Genomic DNA, 21,320 nt, shown 5'->3' on the forward strand with positions numbered 1-21,320 from the left:
GCGCCCCTCATCAGGCCGATGTCAGCTTGAAACGAGCGATACTGCCGTGCAGATTGGTCGAAACATGGTTGAGTTCTTCGATGGCCGAGGTCGACTGACGCAGGGATTCCACCGTCTGCTGGGTCGCCTCGCTCAATTGCACCAGCGCTTCGCTGATCTGCTCGGCGCCGGTGGCCTGGGTCTGCATCCCCTCGTTCACGCTTTCAAAACGCGGGGCCAGCGCCTGAACCTGCATGATGATGTCGGAGAACTTGTCGCCGATGGCATGCACGTCATGCATCCCCCGGCGCACTTCCTCGGAGAATTTGTCCATGCCCATCACGCTGGCCGAAACGGCGGACTGGATATCCTTGACCATCTGTTCGATGTCATAGGTGGCCACGGCGGTCTGATCGGCCAGACGGCGGATTTCAGAGGAGACGACCGCAAAGCCGCGCCCATATTCGCCCGCCTTTTCCGCCTCGATCGCGGCATTGAGAGAGAGCAGGTTGGTCTGGTCGGCAACCTTGGTGATCGTGGTCACCACCTGATTGATATCGCCAGCTTTTTCATTGAGAACGGCCAGCTTGGCATTGATCGAATTGGCCGCTTCCATCACCTGTGCCATCGTGTCCTCCATCTCGGCCAGACCGCTGCGCCCGCCCGAGGCAAGGGCGGCGGCGGCCTCCGAAACGGCGGCCACATCGGTCATCGTGCGCACCAGTTCCTTGGAGGTAACGGCGATTTCGCGCGATGTCGCGCCGATCTGGGTGGTGGTTGCGGCCACTTCGGCGGCGGTGGCCTGCTGCTGCTTCGATGTGGCGGCAATCTCGGTCATCGAGGTGCTGACGCGGATGCCCGAACGCTGCACCTGCCCGACCAGCTCCATCACCTCTTCGGCCATGCGGTTAAAGCCTTCGCTCAGGTCACCCAGCTCATCCTCGCGCATGATCGGCATGCGCTGGGTGAAATCGCCCTGACGCATCGTATCCATCAGGCCCGTCAGGCGCTTGAGCGGCGGAATGATCGCGGAAAGCAGCATATAACCGGCCAGCAAAGCCACAGCCAGCGCAATCAGGAAGCCGACCGTCATCGAATTCTGCAAGGACACGATCTGCCCGCCGATCTCACCGATTCTTTCCACCGCGCGCTTCTGGTTGCCCTGCGCCAGGGTGCCAGTATCGTCATAAGCGATTTTATAGCGCGAGAGCAGGACATCGGCCTGCCCTGTGCCAGCATAAACGTTCTGTTCGGCGCTGCGATAGGCGGCGTAATCGCGCTTAAAGCGGGCAAAGGCTTCGCGGTCGGTTTCGGTGAAGATCGTCGGCTCATAGGCCGCGATCATCGGTTCGACCGAGGATGGCGGGCTGTCCGCGCGGTTGGCGCCTTTCCCTTGGCCGACAGCCTCACGCGCCTTAAGGAAATCGGCCACCAGAGCATCCTTGAGCAGAGCGCTCTGATAAAGCCCGGCCACAGCATCGTTGTTCAGCGCAACGGCGTGGTCCTCGGTCATCGCCAAGCGTGAATGGGCAAAGATGCCAACGATCAGGATCGTCGCCACAATCCCTGTAAATCCCGCCAAAATCAGGGTGCGAATATTAAACTTGACCATGATCACCCTCTCGAAGCGCAAGCGCAAATCCCCGCGCCTGATATAAACGACTGACTTCGGAAGCTTCCAACAATGTTCCGGCCCCGAAACCCTCCGGGTTTTTCCCAGCGACCCCTATTGGCTAAAACCCCATTTTGGCTAAGATAGTCTTAATAGAGGGGCAAATCCGTCGAATCCATCGCCGCCGGGAAGGGATTGATTAATCCTACCGGCGATATGGTAACACCAGAGAATAAGAACTGTTGCGGGGGATGCCCGAGTGATCGATCTCAGGGTTACTACGCTGGAACACATTGCCCGCGGCGACTCGCTCGAACGCGTGATGGGCCATTTGTGCCGGGCGTTTGAGGCCAATTTTCCCGAGGTGATCTGCTCGGTGCTGATGGTGGACCGAGGCGGAATGCTTCATCCGCTGGCCGCGCCCAGCCTGCCTGATGCCTATAGCGCGGCGCTCGACAATCTGGCCATCGGGCCCAATGTCGGCTCTTGCGGCACGGCCGCCTATATCCGCGCGCCGGTCGAGGTGCGCGATATTACGAGCGATCCGCGCTGGGCCAATTTCCGCGATGCCGCGCTGCCGCTGGGGCTGCGGGCGTGCTGGTCCTCGCCCATTCTCGATCCTTCGGGCCTCGTGCTGGCCACTTTCGCGCTCTATTTCCGCCAAAGCCGGGGGCCGACACCGGGCGAGCGGCAATTGGTCGAAATCTGCATCCATCTGTGTGAACTGGCCATGGCGCGCCATTTGCGCGTTACCGAGCGCGAGCGCAGCGCGAATATGGATGCGCTGACCAATCTGCCCAATCGGCGCAGTTTTGAACAGACACTGGCCCATCTCGATTGCGATCAGCCCGGATCATGGGCGTTGATGCTGGTCGATCTGGACAATCTGAAGACCACCAATGACACATTCGGCCATGAGGCGGGTGATAGGCTGCTTCAGGAAACCGCCGGGCGACTGGCGCATCTGGCCGCGCCCGACCGCGCTTTTCGCATCGGCGGGGATGAATTCGCCATCCTGATCGTGGCACCCGAAAGGTTGAGCGCGCTTGAGGCTTTTGCCGATCATATACTGGCGCATATGGGCGGAACAATCGATTTCGCAACCTTCTCGATCCTGCCCGAGGCCACCATCGGCTTTGCCGCGTTAAGCGATCAGGATGGCAATTCGGTCGATACACTGCGCAATGCTGACCATGCGCTTTATCATGCAAAATCGGCCCATCGCGGCTCGTTTCTGCGCTTTACGCCCGAAATGAGCGATCCTGTGGCCGCCCGCCTGTCCTCAATCTCGACGGTGCAGGCCGCGATGGCCGAGGGTCGCCTGCGCGCATGGTATCAACCCATTGTGCGGCTGAGCGACCGGCGCATCGTCGGGCTGGAGGCGCTGTGCCGCATGGTCACGCCCGAAGGCGCGATCATTCCCGCAGGCGCCTTTGCCGAAGCCACCATCGCCCCTGGCATCGCCAGCCAATTGACCCGCGTCATGCTGGAAATCGTGGCCGCCGATCTGCGCATGTGGCGCGACGCGGGCATTCCGCCCATTTCGATGGCGGTCAATGTCACGGCGACCGATCTGCGCGGATCGCGGTTGTTGCAGGTTATCACACAAGCCTTTGCGGGCGATCGCGATCTGATCGGCCAACTGGTGCTGGAGGTCAACGAAAGCGTCTATTTCGACCGCCACGACCGCAATATGGCGGCGACCATCGAGACCCTGCGCGAACAGGGTATCGGCATCGCGCTTGACGATTTCGGCACCGGCTATGCTTCGCTGACCCATCTGCTCGATTTTCCATTCGACAGCCTCAAGATCGACAAATCCTTCATCGACCGGCTGATCATCGATGATCTGAGCAGCACAATCATCGCCGCCCTGTTGGCGATTGCCGACAAGCGCGGTGCAACCGTCACGGCCGAAGGCATCGAACATGCCCAACAGGCCGCAAGACTGAGCGAAATGGGCTGTCCCTTTGGTCAGGGCTATCTGTTTTCTCCCGCCGTCGATCGGTCCGAAACCGCCCGCCTGTTAATCCAGCATGCCGCCAGCGGGCCGATCAGCGCACCCATGCCGCTGGTCGAAGTGCATGCGGGCAAGAGTTCGCGCGCAGCCAGTTCCTTTCCCGCCGCCGGTGGAGCGCGCCAAAACAGCGCCTGAAGGGCCCGTTGAGCCCCCTGCCTCCTGAGGGCAGGTAAACCCTCCCACTCTCCATTTTTGCTCCTCTGCGGCCTCCTGAGCGCATCAGGGGGGCTTTCGGCCTGCCTCGCATCTTTGTTGCGGGGTTTGACCGCCTGCCTCGAATCGATTATGAAACGATTATTGTTCTTATCGTCCGATTATCGTTCATAAGGGAAAGGTAGCAAGGTGTCCGGAAAGATATTCCCCACCCCCGCAGCGGCTCTGGAGGGCCTGCTGTTTGACGGGATGACCATCATGTCGGGGGGCTTTGGCCTCTCGGGCAATCCAGAGAGCCTGATCCCGCAGATCCGCGCCAGCGGCGTGCGCGATCTGACCGTGATTTCGAACAATGCCGGGGCCGATGGCTTTGGCCTATGGATGCTGCTGGAAAGCCGCCAGATCCGCAAAATGATCTCCTCCTATGTCGGCGAGAACAAATTGTTCGAGCAGCAGTATCTGAGCGGTGAGCTGGAACTGGAACTGACCCCGCAGGGCACGCTGGCCGAACGCATCCGGGCGGGCGGCGCGGGCATCCCGGCCTTCTACACCAAGACCGGTGTCGGCACTGTGGTGGCCGAGGGCAAGGCGACCGAATTCTTCGAAGGCGAAGAATATGTCCGCGAAACATGGCTGCGCGCCGACGTTGCGATCATCAAGGCATGGCGGGCCGATCCGGCGGGCAATCTGATGTTTAACAAGACCGCCCGCAATTTCAACCCGAACATGGCCACCGCCGGTCGCGTCACCGTGGTCGAGGTAGAGGAGATCGTGCCCGAGGGCACCTTCGACCCCGATTGCATCCACACGCCGGGCATCTTCGTCGACCGCATCGTGCTGTCCACCATCAATGAAAAGCGCATCGAAAAACTGACCACCCGCCCGAAGGAGATCACGCAATGAGCTGGACCCGCGATGAAATGGCCGCGCGCGCGGCAAAGGAACTGCGCGATGGCTATTATGTGAACCTTGGCATCGGCATCCCGACGCTGGTGGCCAATTATGTGCCCGAGGGCATCACCGTCACGCTGCAATCGGAAAACGGGATGCTGGGCATCGGCCCCTTCCCCTATGAGGGCGAGGCGGACCCCGACCTTATCAATGCGGGCAAGCAGACCGTGACGGCGCTTCCCACCAGCAGCTTTTTTTCAAGCGCCGACAGTTTCGCGATGATCCGGGGCGGGCATATCGACATGGCCGTGCTGGGCGCGATGGAAGTGGCCGCCAATGGCGATCTGGCCAACTGGACCATTCCGGGCAAGATGGTGAAGGGCATGGGCGGGGCGATGGACCTTGTCGCCGGGGTCAAGCGCATCGTGGTGGTGATGGACCACTGCGCGAAAAACGGCAGCCCCAAGATCCTGCCGCAATGCACGTTGCCGCTGACCGGGCGGGGTGTGGTTGATCTGATCATCACCGATCTGGCGGTGATCGCGGTAGATAAGAAGGCGGGCGGGCTGACGCTGGTCGAATGCGCGCCGGGGGTCTCGGTCGATGATGTAGTGGCCAAGACCGGCGCGCCCTTGAAGGTAAGCGTATCATGAATCAGGCTTTTATCTGTGACGCGATCCGCACGCCCATCGGGCGGCTGAACGGTTCGCTTTCCACCATCCGCGCCGATGACCTTGCCGCCATCCCATTGCGCGCGCTTATGCTGCGCAACATGGGCGTGGATTGGGGCGCGGTGGATGACATCATCCTGGGCTGCGCCAATCAGGCGGGCGAGGACAATCGCAATCTGGCGCGCATGGCCGGGTTGCTCTCGGGCCTGCCCAAGGAAGTGCCGGGAACGACGGTCAACCGCCTGTGCGGATCGGGGCTGAATGCGGTGGGCATGGCCGCACAGGCGATCCGCAGCGGCGATGCGGACCTTATTATAGCAGGCGGCGCGGAAAGCATGACCCGTGCGCCCTATGTATTGGGCAAGGCGGGCAGCGCCTTTGGTCGCGATCAGAAGATCGAGGACACGACTCTGGGCTGGCGCTTCATCAACCCGGCGATGAGGGCCACTTGGGGCGTCGATACGATGCCGCAGACGGCGGAGAATGTTGCCGCCGAATGGGGCATTTCGCGCGAAGATCAGGACGCCTTCGCCCTGCTCAGCCAGCAGAAATGCGCGGCGGCGCAGGCCAATGGGCGTCTGGCGGCGGAAATCGTGCCGGTCGAAATCCCGCAGAAAAAGGGAGAACCCCTTGTTTTTGCTCAGGATGAACACCCGCGCGCGACCACATTGGAGGCTTTGGCCAAGTTGAAACCAGTGGTGCGCGCCGATGGCACGATCACGGCGGGCAATGCCAGCGGGCTGAACGACGGCGCCGCGGCGATGATTATCGCCAACGAACAGGCCGCTAAGGCCCATGGCCTGACCCCGCGAGCGCGGGTGGTGGCGATGGCCAGCGCGGGCGTGGCCCCCCGCGTCATGGGCATCGGCCCGATCGAGGCGGCGCGGCGTCTGTTCGCCCGCACCGGCCTGAGCATGGCCGATATGGACGTGATCGAGCTGAACGAAGCCTTTGCCGCGCAGGGCATCGCCACTTTGCGCGATCTGGGCGTCGATATGGGTGATCCGCGCGTCAATCCCAATGGCGGGGCGATTGCGCTGGGCCATCCTTTGGGCATGTCGGGCGCGCGCATCACGCTCTCTGCGGTCGAGGAATTGCAGCGCATCGGCGGACGCTATGCCCTTGCCTTCATGTGCGTGGGTGTGGGCCAAGGGATTGCCGCGATTGTCGAGCGGGTCTGAACCGAGACAGGGACTGACCTCGACAGGTTGGGCGGGGGCTGTCATAGGCCCCCGCCTAAAGGAGATGGACGCATGAGCCAGTCAGACCCCGATTTCATGCAATCTCTGGCCCGCGGCCTGATAGTCATGGAGGCCTTTGTCGAACTGGGGCCAGATCAATCCATCGCCAGCCTTGCCCGCCACACCGGCCTGCCGCGCGGAGTGGTGGCGCGCTGTCTGCATACGCTGGTGGTAACCGGCTATGTGGCTCAGGATGAACGTTCTTTTTCGGTGCGGCCCAAGGTTTTGGGGCTTGCGCGGGCCTATCTTTCGGACCGCTCGCTTTCGGCCATTGCCCAGCCTTTGCTGGAAAATCTGCGCGACCGGCTGGGCGAATCCTGTTCTCTTGGCGTGCTGGACGGGACTGATGTGCTTTATGTCGCCCGCGCCTCGCGCAGCCGGATCATGGCGATCGGCCTGCATGTCGGCAGCCGTCTTCCGGCATGGTGCACGTCCATGGGCCGCATTTTGCTCGCCAACCTGCCTTTAGAGCAGCGCGAGGCCCTGCTTCCCCCTGCCCCCCTGCCCTTGCGTACACCCCATACGGTGGCTTCTCTGGAGGATATGCGCGCAATTCTGGACGGGATCGCCCGTGATGGGCTGGCCATTGTTGATCAGGAGCTTGAGGTCGGGCTGCGCTCGGTCGCGGTGCCGGTGCGCAATGCCAAGGATCAGGTGATCGCAGCGCTCAATGTCGGCGTCAATGCGATGGAGCATAGTGTCGAGCATTTACGCTCGAATATCGCCCCTGCCCTGATCGAAACGGCGCGGATGGTGGGGTTGGCCAGCGCGTCGGGGCTATAATTTCAAGGTTTTTCCCCGGAATGCCCTGCCCTTCGGCCATTCCGGGGTTCTACCGCTTAATCTTCCCAGTAACGGTCGAGCAGATCGCGCAGCGCCGTTTCAACCTCTTCCTTGCTGCCGCCATCCTTGGGAAACAGCGTCAGGCTGATACTCTTGCGATCCTTGCCCTCAATGCGCAGCAAAGGCACGCCAGACCCGTTGCGCAGGACGATCTGATCCGATCCTGACTTCTTGGGGGCCTTGACCAGCGCGGTTTTCTTGCGCGCTTCGGCCTCTTTATTGGCCACAACGCCAAAGGCGCGGATGATGTCTGGCACGGTCGCGGGCAGGTCCTCTTCGCCCATGCGACGCCCTTCACGGATGCGCCGCGCCTCGGAAAGCACCGCTGCCCGACAGTCATCTTCCTTGAGCAGCGGCTTGATCGCGCCAATATGCGAGATTTTCAGCTCAAACGGATCGGCAAAAGAGCCCAGAATGTCGGTCGGCAGGCGCGCCAGATCGAGATAGCGGCTCAGCCACGCCTCGGACTGGTTCAGGCGCTTGGCCATGTCCTTCTGGCGGCCGTTATAATAGAGGCCCAGCGCCTGAAGATAATCGCGCGCGCGCTCGATATCGCTCAGATCCTCACGCGCGCGGTTTTCCAGATCCGAAACACGGAAAGCCTGCTCATCAGTCAGATCACGGATTTCCACCAGATAGCGGATTTCCGGGTGATTATTGGCCCGCAGCCATTTGACGCACCAATGCCGCCGCGCTCCGCAAATGACCTCATAATCGTAATTCGGGTCATTATGGACGCGGCGCACAATAGCGGGCACTTCCTGCTTGCCCTGCGCCAGAATGCTCTCGATCAGATCCGAGCAGCGCGTTTCATTGAGCGCGGCATAATCGCGATTGTGTCGAATCCAGATCCGGCACCGATCGGGATCGACCAGCTCCTGCGGATTGTTGACCACCGAGCCCGAGGCCAGTTCGGCAAGCCGGTTGTTGCGCCCCGAAAGCACGCCCACGCCAAGGCGCGAGGGGCGGCTGTTTGCATCAGCGGCCGGTTCGACAACCGAGACCAGATCGGCCATGAAGCTCTTGTTTTTCGAGCTCATCTTATACCTTCCCTTCACAAATTGCAGGGCTGCAATTTTGGCGCATTACGCCAGTCCTTCCTTGCGCAAACGGGCCAAATGGCTGGGCCATGTGCGGCGAATATCCACCTCGATTTCCCCGCAAACCCCGTCCAGATAGGTCAGGCAGCGGTCGCGCACCTGCTTGCTGGTCATGGGGCCCGAGAGCTCATAAACCGTCATCAGACGCGCCGTGGCATTATCGATTTCGGCCGAATCCTTGAGCGGCGTGCGGATCATCGCATTGCCGTAAAGCTGGCGCATCAGTTCGAGCAGGCCGCGCTGCATCGATTTGTTTTCATCCACCTTGGAGGCGACGAAACGCAGGAAAGCCAGTTGCGGCGCCAGATCATACTGCTGAAGATCCTGGATCGTTTCATCCAGCATCGCCAGAAACGCCGCCGTCGAGGAAAAGTCCATGACCGTGGGCGGCACCGGCACCACCAGCGCATTGGCCGCGCGCAGCACCGAGAGCGAGATCGCGCCCAGCGCCGGCGGCGGATCAAGGATCACCACATCATAGAGATCCTGCACCGACTGAATGCCCTGCGACAGGCGATTGAGCAATGCCCCCTGCCCGCGCGCCATACGGGCCGCCAGTTCATATTCGGACTGGAACAGGCGCAGGTTGGCCGGGATCAGGTCGAGCCCGTCGAAATGCGTCTTGCGGATCGCATATTCCAGCGTCGTGCGCTCGCCCTCGCGCAGGAAGGGATAGAGCGTATCCTCCTCGCCCAGATCGAGATCGGGTACATAGCCAAACAGCGTGGTGGCCGAGGCCTGGCTGTCGCAGTCGATCAGCAGAACCCGGTAGCCATGGATCGCCAGATATTGCGCCAGGTGAACCGAGAGCGTCGATTTGCCTACCCCGCCCTTGAAATTCTGGACGGCCAGAATCGAGCATGGGTCCTCAGGAGCTCGCCAGGGGCGAGTGCCAAAAGTGCCACGCATGTCGTTAAGCTGGGCCAGCGTATAGCCCAGACGGCGGTTGTTTTCGCCGCGCGGAGGTGCTTCAAGGCGGCCATCGCTTTCCGCCTCGCGAATCGCGGCCGTGGTGCGTCCGACCAACTCGGCCGCCTTGCCGATAGGAAAGGACGGCTCACGCCTTTCCTCGGCCCGCATATCACGCGCAGAGGAACGTAGTTTTTCCAGAACTGAGGAAGAGCGATCCGCCAATGAGGCAACATCGAGCGCTTCTTCCATGCGAACTTCGTCAAGCGCGGAAGCCATGTGTGCTCCTTTCGAAAGTTAAATGCCACCTGCCCGATTTTCACTTTTTCGTCAAGCATCCTGCATAATTCGCAAAGGCGGAAATCTGCGGCTTGTGAAGCGAAAGTGGCGAGGTCTATCCTGACCTCGTGGGGGCGGATTTGGCGTCTTTGGGCGACAATTGCAGCCCTGCAATTACGATTTCAGGGTCGGCCCCGGCGCGAGAAAAAGGCCTCGCAAAACCCGCGCCACGATTTTTCCAGCTTGGCCCCGCGCAGCGAGCCCAAACGATCACCCATCTGCTGACGATAGGCGTCGGCAATCACATCCATGTCCCAACCGCCGCCATAGCGCAGCGCGACATCGCGAAAGGCGCCCTCAGCCGTGCCGTAACGCAGCGATCCTTCGGGAAATTTCTCCCAAGGGGAGGAAGGCGCAGCGGCAGCGCGCCTGGGCCGGGCAGGGGCCGGGGCAGGCGCGGGGATCGCCGCAGGGGCGGAGATCATTTCCACTTCGCCCTCGCGCCGCGCCTTGCGGCCCGAGGAATGGCGCTCCAACTCATCAACGGTCTGGATCTGGGCCGGCGCGTCCTTGGGGACGAAGCGGAACTCGATCTCGGCCACCGCCCTGCCCCGGCGGATCTCTTTCCATTCCAGATTGTAATGCGCCAACTGGTCGATCTCGGATTGCGCAACCGTCAGCACCTTGCGGCGCAACTGGGCAAAATCGCCATACTTATCAGGATCAATGCCCAGCGCCGCGCGCAGGCCCAGCATATCAACACGCCAGATCGGCTGTCGCCGGTGAAGCCGCAAGGCCCCTTCCTCATAGAGTTTAAGCGCATAGGCCGAACGGAAACCCAAGACCGCCTGACGGTTCATCACCGAATAAGTCTGCGATTCCTGAATGAGGCGGCGGGCATCGGGCGTAAAGCGCCACTCGATCCAGCCGGTCTCCTTATCGCCCTCCTCGACCTCTTCCCACGAGGATTCGATCAGGCTGAAGCGCTTGGTCGCCTTGCGCCCGCGCCATGATGTGTCATCCTCGGCAAACAGGGTCCGATGCAATTCCTCAAGCATATCAACGATACGCTCATTGCCCTTATGGCCGCGGCGGATGTCAGCCTTGCGCAATTTGTGCGATGTGTCGCGCCATGCGTCTCCCCCGGCCGTCAGGATCATCAGCGCCAGCAGGCGAGAGGCGGTCAGGCTGAGCGACTGGCCTTTGACGAAGCGGACCTCCACCAGCTTGCCAGGCTTGGCGAATTCATCGCCGCCCTTGCGCGCCAGCGTAGCAGCCACGCGCATGGCCCGCGCGGTCCCGGCCGCGCCATTGTCCTCCACGCCCTGATCCCCGGCACCACGATTCACGGCACGGTGATCGTCGACGCGATGATCCTCGACAATGTCCAGTTGCATTTCCTCAGCCATGAATCGGCGCCCTTGTTTCACCGATTGATGCCTGACCTGACCAGTCGGGTCAAGTCAGGTCAGTTTAGCCCCCAAAAGGACAGGATAGAGTTTCAGGACCGCAAATGCTGCTCACAAAGGCCTTGTCCGATTCGCATTCGAGAACAAAGAATGAGACAAACACAACCGAAAATGTGACTTTCCATCATCCGGATCACCAATTTGACCTTATACCCCCAAGAAGACAGGATACCCCAAGAGGTCAGCCAAACACCCCCAAGAGGACAGGTATCGGCCCCCATAAAGACAGGATAACGCCCCCAAGCGGTCAGGAATGATAGCCTAACCTATTGAAAATACGTTACGAAACTGATCTGAATCTAGAATCTTTAGAATCTGGAATCATCACGCCACCGCAAAAGCGGCGCCGTGCGTTAGTAAAAATGTTTATTTTCAATAGAATGGCGGAAATTTACGGAAAAATTGCAGGGCTGCAATTTCGGACGGAACGCCGCAGGTGCTGGATACTTCAACCTTAGGAGCAAAGAGCCCCGACCTGATAGCCTGTCGCAAAGACCCGATTTCGCTTCAAATGAGCGCAAAACTGTGGATGCATCGGGCAAATAGCCCCAAAAACCCCAAATCTCCGATAGATCCCGGCGGCAACACGCATTAGCAGAGGCCATCCATTTCACTTGAAGGACTGAAACCATGAACAATAGCGATCTCGCCGACAAGCTGGCTGCCTCGCAGGGCATCACCAAAGCTGACGCGCGCAAGTATGTGGATGCTGTTTTCGCCGCCATCGCCGATGCTGCTGCGGAAGGCGAAGAAGTTTCGCTCAACGGCTTTGGCAAGTTCAAGGTCAAGGAAAGCCCGGCCCGCGAAGGCCGCAATCCGGCCACCGGCGATACCATTCAGATCGCCGCTTCCAAGAAGCTGGGCTTCACCGCTGCCAAGGCGGTCAAGGACAAGCTGAACGGCTAAAGACTCTGAGAGCGCAGGGGGGCTGCGGCTCCCCTGCGCTTGACGCCCCCGCGTGTGACTCGTCCTTTTTAAAAAGGGCCTACATATCGGACCGCGCGCTACCGGCGCCTGCAGGACCGAGAAACTTCCAGATCGATTTGAACCAGCTCGAACAGGGGCTCCACTGCTGCGCAGGCCTATGCGCGTGGGCGGAAGCGCAAAGCTGGCAAAATTTCATGCTCCGCTTGCGATGCTGCTACACGGCTTAACGGGCAGAGGGGCGCGATCGGAAGGAAAGCCAGCTTTGGCTCTTCACATCTTCGTTGGCCCGCACCAATATCCAGATCGCCCTGCGTCAGTTCACCAGAAGATGTCGGTTCAGGGGCATCTGTGCTTTCGCGTGAGCCACCGCGTGATTGGTGCCATGAACAGGGCAGCCTCATCGATCGACGGTTTCTTGCCAACTTTTGCCCGGTCCTGTCGCAACACTTTCGGGTGCGCGGCAGGCCGAGGGGAGAAGAAAGCGCGACATGTCTCGCATGAAAGATGACCCGGCGCTCCGGCGACAGGATCAGGCATCGGCGCGCTTGAATAATCGCCATCGTTGATCTGCGGCTTATATATCTTCTATATCTTCAACGAAGAGGACTGGCCCAAGTGTGACGCACACGCTGACAAACCCCGGCGCCTGTTTCGCTCCGTGGTAAAAGGCAATGTCTATGTCTGTTTTGGGCAAGAGGGGCGCTATCCTGACCGCTTGGGGGCGGCCGGAAGCTACGCCGAAGGACAGCGAAAAGAGCAGTCAGGGCGCGGCGATGATGCCAAAGCCGGCACAGAAGCAGCGCCGACATGCTTCAAACATGCCGGCGCCACGTATGCTAATGGGCGCGGTCGAACTGATCGTGCGGCGCGCAGGTAAAGGGTACAGGCTGGGACAGGGGACGCCCGACATGGCGTTGCCATTCGCTGTCCCATAGCGTGGCCATTTTGCGCACAATATCGGGATGGCGGGCGGCCAGATCGGTGCTTTCGGAAAAGTCCTGATCGATATTGTAGAGCTGCCACTTGTCCTGAGTGTAGGGCGCGCCGCAATTGTGGATCGCCAGCGCCCGCCATGGCCCGTTGGTGATCGCCCGATTGCCGCGTAATTCGAAATATTGCACCTGCCGCCCTGGTGCTCCGGGATTGCCCAGCGTGGCAAGGAAAGAGCGCCCCGCCACCGGCATTTGCACGACATTGCCCACGCGCGGTGCAAAGCTGACGCCTGCGGCCTCCAGCAGGGTGGGGGCAATATCGACCACATCGACGAATTGCCGCCGAATATGGCCCGGATCGCGCACCATGGCGGGCCAATGCACGATCAGCGGCGTGCGTGTGCCGCCCGAAAACGGCCAGAGTTTGTAGCGGCGCAGCGGGGTGGTTCCGGCATAGGCCCATGGACGTGGATATTCGGCCTGCGTCTTGCCGGTGCCCAGTTCGTCGATCCGCGTCTTTTGCTGGGCGGGGGTGAGCATATTGGGCTTATAGAGCCCGTCGAACTCGCCCTCCTGTCCAGCTTCGGCCGCCGCGCCATTGTCGGAAATCAGCACGATCAGCGTATTGTCAAGTTGCCCAAGGCGGCGCAGGGAATCCAGCACCCGGCCGATCTGGTGATCGCAATGTTCGATGAAACCGGCATAGACCGCCATATAGCGGGCAAAAACCTCACGCTCGTCATCCGACAGGCTGGACCATGCGCGATCCTGCGCCTCACGCGGGGGAAGCAGGGTTTCCTGCGGGATGATGCCCATTTTCTTCATCCGCTCATAGCGCGCCTTGCGGATCGCGTCCCAGCCTTGGGTGTAGAGCGCGTCATAAGGGCGCGACCATTCGCGCGGCACCTGAAGCGGGGCATGGGCTGTGCCAAAGGCGAGGTTGAGATAGAAGGGTTTGCCTTGCGGCTGATGCTCGATCAGCGAAATGGCGCGATTGGCCAGATCTGCGGAGAGGTGATAGTCCTGTGGCAGGTCTGGATGGATATATCCGTCATTTTCGACCAGTTCGGGCTTGTATTGATCGGTCCAGCCGCGCGGGAAGCCGTAGAAATAGTCAAAGCCGCGCTGCAAAGGCCAATGTTCTCGCGAGGCGCCGGGGGGCAGATCGCCCATCGGGATCAGATGCCATTTGCCGATCGCCCAGGTCGCATAGCCGCCATCGTGCAGCGCCTGCGCCACGGTTTGGGCGTTTTGCGGCATACGATAGAGGCGCTCGGCCTCGGGATCGCCGCGCATCACGCCCGCCACATCGGGCACATCGGGCATGTTGACGCTGTGGCTGTTGCGCCCGGTCATAAGCGCGGCGCGGGTGGCGGCGCAGACTGCCTTGGTGTCGAAACGGACATAGCGTAGACCGCTCCGGGCGATGGAATCCATGGCCGGCGTGCGGATTTCCGATCCGAAACAGCCCAGATCGGAATAGCCCACATCGTCCAGAACGATGGTGATGATATTGGGGCGGTGGACCGGTTTGCCGGTTTTGGCTGCGGCAACCTGACTGAGCGCGGAGGCGGCCATCAGCCCCCCCACGAAATGTCTGCGGGAAATATGCATGAAGGCATCCTTGGAGCAGGGGTTCCGACGGGAAGGCTTGAAGAGGGGGCCTTCCCGCCGGAGGAGGGGAGGCGTCAGAAGCGGAAACCGGCCTCTACGCCCACAGTGCGGAAGGCATCGGAAGTCAGCAGTTGCGTATAGCCCGCGCCCGTGGCGGAGGTGTCGCGAAAGCCGGTGCCGATGCTGGTGGCGAAATGCTGATTGGTCAGGTTCTTGGCCCAAAGCGTCAGGCGATAGCGCTTGTCGGCGCTCTCAAGACCAAGCGATCCGTTGAGCAGGCCATAGCCTTTCTGCACGGTGTTCGGATCGGAATAGGCGAAAAAGACATTGGAGCGATAGGTATAGGACAGCGTGACCTTGGCGCGCATTTTATCATTGATTTCATGGGTATAGTCGCCGGAAAGCGTATAGGCCCATTTCGGCGCATTGGCCAAAGGCTGGCCCGAAACGTCCTGCGTACTGTTGGCCGCGCAGCCCAGCGCCAGCGTCTGGCCGGGATAGCAGGCGATCACAAAACCTTCGACCTTGGTGTCGGTATAGGCGACGTTGGCCGACAGGTTCAGCCCCGGTGCTGCCCGCGCGATGGCTTCCACCTCGACGCCATTGGCGGTCAACTTGCCCGCATTGGCCAGCGTGAAGGTGCTGAGCGCGGCGTTGAAGGTCTGGGCCTGAAAATTGGTGAAAGTTTCGTGGAAGCCGGTGACGTTGAGTGTCAGCTTACGGTCCAGCATCTGGGTGCGCAGGCCGAATTCCAGATTGCGCGCGATTTCCGGTTTCAGGATCGCCTGCCCGGCATCCACAATCGACGAGGTCAGATTGTTGAGCAGATTGACCGCCGGCCCCTTATAGCCGCGCGTATAGGTGGCATAGGCCATCACATCGCGCGAGATTTTGTAATCCGCGCCCAGCTTGTAGCTGAAATCCGTGTTCGAGAAATGCAGCGTGGGCGAGGTATAGACCGGCCCGCCAAGACCGGTGGCCGGACCATTGGCGCCCGCCAGAACGCTGCGCGCGAAATTGGCGGTGGCGTTTTCGGCCGTATAGCGGAAACCGCCGATCAGCGAGAGCGCATCGGTGGGGTGATAGGTGAACTGGCCAAAGGCGGCGCCATTGTTGTTGCGGATCGAACGATCGACCTGATTGCCCAGATATTGGCCAGCGGGGAGGGCGGTAAAGCCGGTGCCTTTGACCTGAGTTACCGTGTCAAGATTTTGATAAAAATAGAAAAGTCCCAAGACATATTCAAGCCGCTGCTTGGCGGGCGAGGTGATGCGGATTTCCTGCGTGAATTGCTTTTGATGCTGGAGCGCATTGTTGACGTTGTAAACATCGACCTGCACACCATCGGCATCATTGTTGTCAAAGGTCTTGAAGGCGCGATAGGCCGTCACGCTGGTCAGCGTCTGGCCGAGAATTTCGGTGTTGAATTCGGCCGAAACGCCTCCTGCGCTCTGATTGCCGAACGTGTCGCCATCGACATTGACCGTGCGGTTCAGCGGGCCGAGCTGTTGATTGGCGGTCAATTGGGCGCGGGTCTGGCCGTTGTAATAGGTGGTGCCGGGGAGGATAGAGCGGATCGTTGAAACACAGCATCGGCGGTTATTGGCCGAATAATCGCCGATAATATAGAGCGAAGTGTTCTCGCCAATGTCCCACAGCAGCTTGCCGCGCAGGCCCCATGTGTTGATATTGTTGAGGTTTTGGCCGTTATACAGATTGGTGATGACGCCATCAGCGGTCGAACGGAAACCCGACAGGCGCAGACCCAGCGTGCCATCCTTGAGCACCAGCGAGGTCGAACCCTTCAGGCGGAAATCGTTGAAAGTGCCATAGCTGATCGTGCCATCCACACTGTTGTGCGTCAGGCTGGGCTTTTCGGTAACGAGGTTGATCGCGCCCGCGCTGGCGTTTTTGCCGAACAAAGTGCCCTGCGGCCCGCGCAGCACTTCGACCCGGCTGATGTCGCTGAAATCAAAGAAGGAGGCGGCCGAGCGGCCAATCACCACGCCGTCGATCACGGTCGAAACCGAAGGCTCCACCCCGTCCGAGAAATTGAGCGTGCCGATGCCGCGCACCGAAACGCCCTGACCGCGGGTGTTGGCGCTGTTGGTGAAATTGACCGAAGGGGCGATCTGGGCGAGCTGTTCGATCCCTGCCACGCGGTTGGTGGTCAGCGCGGCCCCGCTCAGCACCGAGATCGAGACGGGCACGTTTTGCAGATTCTGTTCGCGCTTTTGCGCGGTCACGATGATTTCGCCGGGGGCGGGCTCGGCGCTTTGAGCATGAGCCTGCGTCATCGTGGCCATCGCGCACACGGCGCCGGCCAGCAAAAGCTGGGGTCTTATCGTCATTTCCCTCTCCTCATGTGTGGCCATCCTTGGCCCGACAATCTGTTATGACAAGGTTGTCTTGAATGAGACAACCTTGTCTCAAACGAGGCTCGCCTGTCAAGAGAGGTGAGAAAATTCTAAATATGATGATGATGAAACAGAATTATTGCGCGGCGAGCGGGGCCACAGACTGGCGAATCTTCAATTCATAGGCGATGGGAATGGTCCGCCCCTCCAATTCCCGGTCCTCCATCGTCGCCGCGATCAGCGTGTCGGCGGCCATGCGCGCCATGGTGATGGTGGGCTGGCTGACCGTGGAAATGCGCGGCCATGTTGATTGAGAGATCAGCAAGCCGCCAAAGCCGAAGATCGACAATTGCCCCGGCACATTGAGCCCCCGCTCGAAAGCAGCAGCCAGCACGCCTGCGGCCATTTCGTCATTGGCGGCAAAGATCGCACTGGGAGGCGAGGGGCCATCGAGCAATTCGCCCCCGGCGCGCTGGCCCGAAGCGAAGGTGAAGGCGCCCTGACAGACCTGCAACTGCGCGTCGGGCGCCTGCGCCATCGCCTCGCGCAATCCGTCGAGCCGCCCGGTATGCGCGAAATGCGATGAAGGCCCGGTGATATAGCCCAACCGCCGATGTCCCTGATCCAGCAGATAGGCGCCGATTTCGCGCCCGGCCGAATGGTTGTCGATCACCAGACACAGCCCGCGCCCCAACTGCGTGCCGGGGTTCATCCGCGCGTAGCGCACCTGCCGCGCGTCGAGTTCATCGAGTAACCACCCCGTATCGCACAGAGGAGGCATCAGCAGCAGCCCGTCGAAACTGACCGCATCGAAGCAATCGGCCAGCCATGCCTTGCCCGCCGCCTCATTGCTGTTGTCGATATTCTCGGTGACGAGGTGAAAACCGGCCGCCTGGCAGGATTGCAACATGCCGGTGATGATATCAGCAATATAGCTGGGCAGGCGGTTACCTTCATCCAGCGTGAGGATTTCCGCGCCGCTGCTGACCATCAGGCCTAGAATCGAGGAGCGCCCACCGCGCAATTGCTGCGCAGCACGGTTGGGCTTGAAGTTCAGCTCGGCCATCGCCTGTTCGACTTTGACGCGATATTCCTCGCCCACCTTGGGGTGTTTGTTGAGCACCCGCGAAACGGTTTTGAATGAGACGCCCGCGCGATTGGCGATGTCGATGATGGTGGGCCGGGACATAGGCGGCCATTATGTGCAGGATGTTGGCGCGGTGAACAAGATGGTGCGCGGAATTTCCGGTTCAGCGGCTTGTGGATGTCGCCAGTCTGAGGCCAAAGGCGACGAAGAGGCCACCCGTCAGCCTGTCGAGCACCGGCACCGCGCCGGGGCGACGCAAAAAGCCCGAAAGCGGCACTGTCGCCGCGATCAGCAGCGCAAACCAGATAAAGGCCAGCAGCACATGCACCCCGGCCAGAAAGAAAGTATAGGCCGCCACCGACACGCCCGCAGGCACGAATTGCGGCAGGAAGGTGATGTAGAACACGCCCATCTTGGGATTGAGCAGATTGGTCAGGAAGCCCCGGCGAAAGGCGTCCTGTTCGCTTTGCGGGGGGCCATCCGCGTTCATTTCCAAGGCTTTGCGCGGATGGATCAGCAATTTGACCCCCAGCCAGAGCAGATAGGCGGCCCCGGCCATCTTCACCGCCGTATAGGCCATTTGCGAAGCCTGAAGCAGCGCGCCCAGCCCCAGAGACACCGCCCCGCCCCAGATCAGGCAGCCCACCGCGATTCCGGCCCCCGCCATTGCCGCCGGTCTGCGCCCCTCGACGCTGGCAGTGCGCAGAACCATTACCGTATCCAGACCCGGCGTGATGGTCAGCAAGGCAGCGGCGGCGACAAAGGCGAGAAACAGCGGAAGATGGACCATGGAGCAAGGCTAATGCCGGTTGGCCCGGCGATCAATCCTTCTCGTCATCCATCCATGCGGCCATGTCGCGCCGGACATGCAGCACGCGCCAGACATCAATATGCGTGGCAAAGCCCATATAGAAAACCAGCCAGGGAAAACCCTTCAGCCGCACCGTCCGCAATCCGGGCAGGTTCAGGTCATGCGCCCAGCGGGTCGAGCCTGCGCCGGGCGCGGCGGCGATGAAGCCATAGGCCTGTTCGAGCGCGTCGATGAAGGCGTATGCGGTGTCGGGCCCCGCTTCCTGCGCATAATGATCGACGGCCTGCTCAATATCTTCCAGCGCGCGGGCGCGGGGAACCACGGGGAGGGGAGGCATCAGGAGGGTTTACGCTGCGCCGCGCGTTCGCGAAGGCTCTGAAAATAACCGGCATCAGCGGGCGCACCGGCGGGCGAACGTGCGCCCTCCAGCAGCATTGCGCGCAGGGCCTGCGCATCCTGATCCCTGCGGATCAATTCGCGGACATATTCGCTGCTCGTGCCATAGCCTCGGCTGCTGACCTGTTGATCAACAAAGGCCTTGAGCGCGTCGGGCAGCGAGATGTTCATCGTGGACATGACGCCGATATACCAACTTTGGCAAAAATTGGCAAGATCTCACCCGATGCGGAAGATCTCCAGATGCACCGACGCGCCCCTCTTGCCGCCCGTAGCCAGAAACAGCGAGCGATTGACCCAGTCATAATCGGGATGCCCGCTTTCCAGCCGGATAAAGGTGCGCATGTAATAGTCGGAAAAAGGCACATCCTCGCCCCCGGCGGCGCGCTCGGCCACTTCCGGAGCCATATGGCGGATGCCTTGCGAGATCACCTCGACCACCGCGCCATCATCGGTTTCAATGGCATAGCGCGCATCAAGCTGGGCTAGACCACCCGCCTGCACGGTTTGCCAATCGGCGCCGATGTTCAGAATGCGGCCATTGATCCGCGCGCCTTTGGCCGTGCCGCCCACGATCGGGATGATCCGCCGCGTGCCGCCCGGACACTCGCCCATCTCATGCGGGCGGGTCAGGTCGATGGCCAGCGTGCATATCGGCTCAAGCAACGGTGTCATGACCCTGCCTTTCCTCTACGCGCGCACCCTCGGCAATGATCGGCGGCGCGGCGTTCAGCGCATCGCGGGCAAAACCGGCGGCGGTCTGATAGGCCAGCATGAATTGCCTGCGCTCGGCCTCGGGAATCACATCGTCGATATTGTCAAACGTGCCGCCGCAGCGTTCATCGACCAGATTGAGCAGGCCGAACGGCCCGGCCCCGCGATTGCGCATGGCCAGTTGCCCTACCGGCCCGCACAATTCTGCATCAAACGCGGCCAGAGCCTGCGCATTGACGCCATGCTCGATAAAGCACCGGCCCAAGGTTCGCGCATCGACAATGGCTTGCGACGCGCCATTCGATCCGGTGGGATACATCGGATGGGCCGCATCGCCGATCAGCGCCACCGGCCCATCGACCCAGGTGGGGATCGGATCGCGGTCGATCATCGGGTTTTCATAGGCCACATCCGAGCGCGCCAGCAGCGCGGGCAGATCGAGCCAATCATAGACGAAACCATCGAAATGATGCGCGAAATCAGCCAGTTCACAGGGTCGGAACCACCCCGTCTTGGTCCAGTCATGCGTGGCGTCATAGGTCTGTTCTGCGATCCAGTTGATGTCGGCCAGCCCATCTTCATCGGGCGCCGAAATCGGATAGATTACCACCCGGTGACGATGCGTGCCGAGGCCGACAAAGGACGAACCGGTGCGGATCGGCACGCCCCGCGCCGTGCCGCGCCACATCAGCGTGCCGCCCCAGCGGATCGGCGGCTGATCGGGGTGCATCTGAGCGCGCACGCTGGAATGAATGCCATCCGCGCCGATCAGCAGCGCGCCATGTTCATCCACCACCGTTCCATCGTTCAGCGTGACATGGGCCACCACGCTGCCATCGGCCTGCTGCGTATAGCCCGTCACCTTCTGGCCCAACCGCACCGCGTCCGGTCCCAGCCGTTCGAGCACATGGGCATAGAGCAGCAGGTGGAAACGCCCGCGATGCACCGCATATTGATGCCAGTGATAGCCCGCGCTCTTGCCGCGCGGCTCGCTGTAGATATCCTTGCCGTTCAGGCCCACCAGCGCCCATTCCTTGGCGGCGATGCCGACGGCGTCCATCTCGGCCTCGCCAATGCCCATCGCGGCCAGTTCGCGCACCGCATTGGGTTGCAGATTGATGCCCACGCCAAGGGGCCGCAATTCAGCGATGCTTTCAAACAAGGTGCAGGGCACCCCAATCTGATGCAGCGTCAAGGCCAGCGCCAGCCCGCCGATGCCGCCCCCGGCGATCAGAACACGATTTTGTGTCATTGCATCCTCAAATCCGAAACTTGCGCCGATAGTGCTATCGCCCGCAACATTCCTGCGCCGGTA

The 21,320-nt window shown here is 61.0% G+C and carries 18 protein-coding genes; 6 read left to right on the top strand and 12 right to left on the bottom strand.

Annotated elements, in window-relative coordinates; genetic code table 11:
• Positions 1 to 10 precede the first annotated feature (10 nt).
• Positions 11 to 1,591 (bottom strand): methyl-accepting chemotaxis protein, encoded by a 1,581-nt coding sequence (locus GGR38_RS04675; protein WP_183623201.1) that lies wholly within the window; start codon positions 1,589 to 1,591, stop codon positions 11 to 13.
• A gap of 259 nt (positions 1,592 to 1,850) precedes the next feature.
• Between GGR38_RS04675 and GGR38_RS04680 the strand changes: the two genes are divergently transcribed.
• From GGR38_RS04680 to GGR38_RS04700, 5 genes are all read left to right on the top strand, one after another.
• On the top strand, positions 1,851 to 3,746 hold the full coding sequence (locus GGR38_RS04680; RefSeq protein ID WP_183623203.1) for an EAL domain-containing protein: 1,896 nt from the start codon (positions 1,851 to 1,853) through the stop codon (positions 3,744 to 3,746).
• Between the two features lie 207 nt (positions 3,747 to 3,953).
• Complete coding sequence (locus GGR38_RS04685) at positions 3,954 to 4,667, top strand: 3-oxoacid CoA-transferase subunit A (RefSeq protein WP_183623205.1); 714 nt, start codon at positions 3,954 to 3,956, stop codon at positions 4,665 to 4,667.
• On the top strand, positions 4,664 to 5,308 hold the full coding sequence (locus tag GGR38_RS04690) for a 3-oxoacid CoA-transferase subunit B (RefSeq protein WP_183623207.1): 645 nt from the start codon (positions 4,664 to 4,666) through the stop codon (positions 5,306 to 5,308). The genes GGR38_RS04685 and GGR38_RS04690 overlap by 4 nt, the downstream gene beginning before the upstream one ends.
• Entirely contained in the window at positions 5,305 to 6,507 is a 1,203-nt protein-coding gene (gene pcaF, locus GGR38_RS04695; protein ID WP_183623209.1) for a 3-oxoadipyl-CoA thiolase, read from the top strand. The genes GGR38_RS04690 and pcaF overlap by 4 nt, the downstream gene beginning before the upstream one ends.
• A gap of 72 nt (positions 6,508 to 6,579) precedes the next feature.
• Complete coding sequence (locus GGR38_RS04700) at positions 6,580 to 7,350, top strand: IclR family transcriptional regulator domain-containing protein (RefSeq protein ID WP_183623211.1); 771 nt, start codon at positions 6,580 to 6,582, stop codon at positions 7,348 to 7,350.
• Between the two features lie 56 nt (positions 7,351 to 7,406).
• On the opposite strand, the gene GGR38_RS04705 is transcribed toward GGR38_RS04700, so the two are convergent.
• From GGR38_RS04705 to GGR38_RS04715, 3 genes are all read right to left on the bottom strand, one after another.
• Positions 7,407 to 8,450, bottom strand: a complete 1,044-nt coding sequence (locus GGR38_RS04705; RefSeq protein WP_183623213.1) for a ParB/RepB/Spo0J family partition protein — start codon at positions 8,448 to 8,450, stop codon at positions 7,407 to 7,409.
• A gap of 45 nt (positions 8,451 to 8,495) precedes the next feature.
• Entirely contained in the window at positions 8,496 to 9,698 is a 1,203-nt protein-coding gene (locus tag GGR38_RS04710; RefSeq protein ID WP_183623215.1) for an AAA family ATPase, read from the bottom strand.
• Positions 9,699 to 9,880: 182 nt separating this feature from the next.
• On the bottom strand, positions 9,881 to 10,984 hold the full coding sequence (locus GGR38_RS04715) for a replication initiation protein (protein ID WP_183623625.1): 1,104 nt from the start codon (positions 10,982 to 10,984) through the stop codon (positions 9,881 to 9,883).
• Between the two features lie 813 nt (positions 10,985 to 11,797).
• On the opposite strand from GGR38_RS04715, the gene GGR38_RS04720 reads away from it, so the two are divergent.
• Positions 11,798 to 12,073 (top strand): HU family DNA-binding protein, encoded by a 276-nt coding sequence (locus GGR38_RS04720; RefSeq protein WP_172340324.1) that lies wholly within the window; start codon positions 11,798 to 11,800, stop codon positions 12,071 to 12,073.
• Positions 12,074 to 12,930: 857 nt separating this feature from the next.
• On the opposite strand, the gene GGR38_RS04725 is transcribed toward GGR38_RS04720, so the two are convergent.
• The 8 genes from GGR38_RS04725 to GGR38_RS04760 form a co-directional block, all read right to left on the bottom strand.
• Positions 12,931 to 14,640: an arylsulfatase gene (locus GGR38_RS04725; protein WP_183623217.1), complete on the bottom strand. Its 1,710-nt coding sequence runs from the start codon at positions 14,638 to 14,640 to the stop codon at positions 12,931 to 12,933.
• Positions 14,641 to 14,714: 74 nt separating this feature from the next.
• Positions 14,715 to 16,991 carry a TonB-dependent receptor gene (locus GGR38_RS04730; RefSeq protein ID WP_183623219.1) on the bottom strand — a complete coding sequence of 759 codons (2,277 nt, stop codon included), beginning with the start codon at positions 16,989 to 16,991 and terminating at the stop codon, positions 14,715 to 14,717.
• A 142-nt stretch (positions 16,992 to 17,133) separates the two neighbouring features.
• On the bottom strand, positions 17,134 to 18,186 hold the full coding sequence (locus GGR38_RS04735) for a LacI family DNA-binding transcriptional regulator (protein ID WP_183623222.1): 1,053 nt from the start codon (positions 18,184 to 18,186) through the stop codon (positions 17,134 to 17,136).
• 61 nt (positions 18,187 to 18,247) lie between these two features.
• Complete coding sequence (locus GGR38_RS04740) at positions 18,248 to 18,874, bottom strand: LysE family translocator (protein WP_183623224.1); 627 nt, start codon at positions 18,872 to 18,874, stop codon at positions 18,248 to 18,250.
• Between the two features lie 31 nt (positions 18,875 to 18,905).
• Positions 18,906 to 19,232, bottom strand: a complete 327-nt coding sequence (locus tag GGR38_RS04745) for a type II toxin-antitoxin system RelE/ParE family toxin (RefSeq protein ID WP_183623226.1) — start codon at positions 19,230 to 19,232, stop codon at positions 18,906 to 18,908.
• Entirely contained in the window at positions 19,232 to 19,471 is a 240-nt protein-coding gene (locus GGR38_RS04750) for a type II toxin-antitoxin system ParD family antitoxin (RefSeq protein ID WP_183623228.1), read from the bottom strand. The genes GGR38_RS04745 and GGR38_RS04750 overlap by 1 nt, the downstream gene beginning before the upstream one ends.
• 39 nt (positions 19,472 to 19,510) lie before the next feature.
• The gene (locus GGR38_RS04755; RefSeq protein ID WP_183623230.1) at positions 19,511 to 19,966 is read right to left on the bottom strand and encodes a DUF3237 domain-containing protein; all 456 of its coding nucleotides are present in this window, start codon (positions 19,964 to 19,966) and stop codon (positions 19,511 to 19,513) included.
• Positions 19,950 to 21,257: a flavin-dependent oxidoreductase gene (locus GGR38_RS04760; RefSeq protein WP_183623232.1), complete on the bottom strand. Its 1,308-nt coding sequence runs from the start codon at positions 21,255 to 21,257 to the stop codon at positions 19,950 to 19,952. The genes GGR38_RS04755 and GGR38_RS04760 overlap by 17 nt, the downstream gene beginning before the upstream one ends.
• Between the last annotated feature and the right edge of the window lie 63 nt (positions 21,258 to 21,320).

It is taken from the genome of Novosphingobium sediminicola (assembly GCF_014196525.1).
Classification (GTDB): domain Bacteria; phylum Pseudomonadota; class Alphaproteobacteria; order Sphingomonadales; family Sphingomonadaceae; genus Novosphingobium; species Novosphingobium sediminicola.